Below are 2,615 nucleotides of genomic sequence, written 5' to 3' on the forward strand. Positions count from 1 at the left end.
TGGATATTTCGTAGAAGTTGACCAGGTGATTTCGTGGCAAATTGACCACCTGTTTTGCTGGCGAAGTGTTGTATAGTTTGCTGTAAAAGCAGTTGTCAAAAATAATAAGTTTACCGGTTTATAATCATCTTAGTTTTCTTCGGTTGGCTGCCTTTTCTTTCTTAGTGACTCTCCTTTCAGTTCCATTCGGTGGGCATCATGTATAATTCTGTCAAGTATGGCATCTGCTATGGTTTTCTCACCAATCACTTCATACCATTTGTTAACTGGTAGCTGTGATGTTATTATCATCGATGATTTGCCATGCCTGTCTTCAATAACTTCCATTAGTGATTGTCGGCTTTGGGCATCGAAGGGTTGTATACCAAAGTCATCAAGTATTAGCAGGTGTTGACGTTCTATTTTGGTTATCTCCTTAATGTAGGAAGCATCGGCTTTAGCCATTTTAAGTTTAGCAAAGAGTTTTGGGGTACTGGCATACAGTACGCGATAACCGAGCATGCACGCCTGGTGACCTAAAGCAGATGCAATGTAACTTTTACCGATACCTGTGCTGCCTGTTATCAGCAGGTTTTCGTTTCGGTTAATGAAGTTGCATTCTGCCAGGCGCATCATCTGGTTGCGGTCTATGTTGCGGTTAGCGTGGTAGTAGAGGTCTTCTACTGAAGCTTTGTAGCGGAAGCGGGCATTAAGCAGCCCTCTTTCTATTCGTCGGTTTTGCCTGTCATCCCACTCTGCTTCTACCATGTTTGCTATCAGTTCATCGGCAGTGTAGCTTTGCAGCTGATTAGTCTCGAGGGTAGCTTTGAAGGCTCTGAACATGCCGAGGAACTTCATCTTTCGCATTTTGTCAAGCGTGTTTGTGTTCATGTTGTTTATGTTTTATTATTGATAATATTGTTGACCACGTATGTTATCATGGGTGGGCATTAATAGATTGGCTTCGCTGTTTTCATCATCGTAAAGGTCCATGCCCTTTTCTAAAATGGTTTGTATGGTTTTATAGTTGTAGATGCCATAGCCCAGCGCTCTTTTGCATGCAGCAATCAAGCGGTCGTTCCCTGCCTTTCTGCCAAAGCTTAATATGCCCATACAGGACTTATAGGCTTGTTCGGGGTGCTGTTTGCGCTCAAGTATTTTAAGTATATAAAGCTTTACATCATCACTAATAGACGCTGCCCATTCAATAAACCGCTCGGGTGTCCATTCTGTAACAAAGCGATGAGTAGAGGCAAGATGTTCTTTATCCGTAGTATAGGTGTAGGGACTTTTGATGCGCTTATGTAAGGCAATACGTTCATAATGATAGAAGACTTCTACGTTAGAACGCGAGTAAAGTACTTTTACCTTTTTGCCTATATAGCGATAAGGTACACTGTAGTAATGCTTATCTATGCCTAAACATATATGCCCATTCTTCATTACTGTTGCATGCAGTTGTTTTTTAAGTTCGTACCGAAGCATCGGTAATGGCTGCAGCGCTCCTTTTTCTACTTCATCAAACTGCTGTTGGCGGCTGTAGTGACGACCTTTAAGTGGATGGTTGTTGTGTTGGTGAAGCGCCTCTTTAATAGCATGGTTTATAGCTTCTATGCTGTGATGGGTGGTGGAGCGAACCTGAGCATAAATGCGTGTATACATAATTTTCACAGCTCCTTCTACCAGCGCTTTATCTCTTGGACGGTAAGCCCTGGTTGGTAAAACAGTGGTGCTATAGTGGTCAGCAAAGTCTTCAAAAGTCTCATTTAAGGTAGGCTCATAACGACTGCTTTTACTTACAGCTGATTTAAGATTATCAGTAACAATAGCAGCAGGTACACCACCATAAAAGTGAAGCGCATTCTCACAGGCAGCTATAAAATCTTCTTTCTGCTGTGTCATTACAGCTTCTACATACGTTAGCTGGCTGGCTCCCAGTATGGCTATAAATACTTCTACTTCCTTTATTTCACCGGTTTGTTTATCTGCAATGCTTAGCTTCTCTCCTGCAAAATCAACAAACATTTTATCTCCTGCTTTATGCTCTACATGCATTACAGGATTGACCTGTGCTTTCCATTGATTATAATAAAAACAGAACTGGGTATACTGAAAGCCGCTTGCATTTTCCTTTATATAAGCCTGCCATAGCATCAGGCGTGTAACACCTTTTCTTTTCAGTTCTTTATCTATAAAAGGGAAGTATTGCCGCAAAATTTGCAATCGCTGATCAGCAGGTCGTTCATTGCTTTTGCCAAACAAATCTTCAAGCTCCTTATCGCTTAGCTCATTAATCTCATCGAAAGTGAAGCCTGTGGTTAGAAAGGTTTGAATGTATTTTTTGGCAGTATTACGCGATACGTCCGTTTTTGCGGCAATAGATAACTTACTGCTGCCTTGCGTGTAAAGCCTGATAATCTGTCGGATTTTGCTCATGCTGATAATGGTATTAGCCATACTTCTGAAGAGTTGATTTTTAAACATTCAACTTCCAGAAAAGTATGCGCTTTTACAGCCGCAGCTCTTCTACCGAAAACAGGTGGTCAATTTATAGCGAAATCACCTGGTCAATTTGCTCCGAAATGCAGTGGTCAGCTTGTAGCGAAATGGAGTGGTCAATATCAGCGAAATCTCCA

General features: G+C 41.5%; 2 protein-coding genes. Both read right to left on the reverse strand.

Going from position 1 to position 2,615, the window contains the following annotated elements; all coding sequences use genetic code 11:
- Positions 1-129: 129 nt before the first annotated feature.
- Positions 130-870, reverse strand: a complete 741-nt coding sequence (gene istB / locus FC093_RS23425; RefSeq protein ID WP_137264253.1) for an IS21-like element helper ATPase IstB — start codon at positions 868-870, stop codon at positions 130-132.
- 15 nt (positions 871-885) lie between these two features.
- Positions 886-2,436: an IS21 family transposase gene (gene istA / locus FC093_RS23430; RefSeq protein WP_137264254.1), complete on the reverse strand. Its 1,551-nt coding sequence runs from the start codon at positions 2,434-2,436 to the stop codon at positions 886-888.
- Positions 2,437-2,615: the final 179 nt, after the last annotated feature.

The organism is Ilyomonas limi (genome assembly GCF_005233845.1).
Classification (GTDB): domain Bacteria; phylum Bacteroidota; class Bacteroidia; order Chitinophagales; family Chitinophagaceae; genus Ilyomonas; species Ilyomonas limi.

Excerpts from the sequence above, each read along its gene's own strand:
- istB (WP_137264253.1), bottom strand. The coding sequence starts at position 870 with ATGAACACAAACACGCTTGACAAAATGCGAAAGATGAAGTTCCTCGGC.
- istA (WP_137264254.1), bottom strand. The coding sequence starts at position 2,436 with ATGGCTAATACCATTATCAGCATGAGCAAAATCCGACAGATTATCAGG.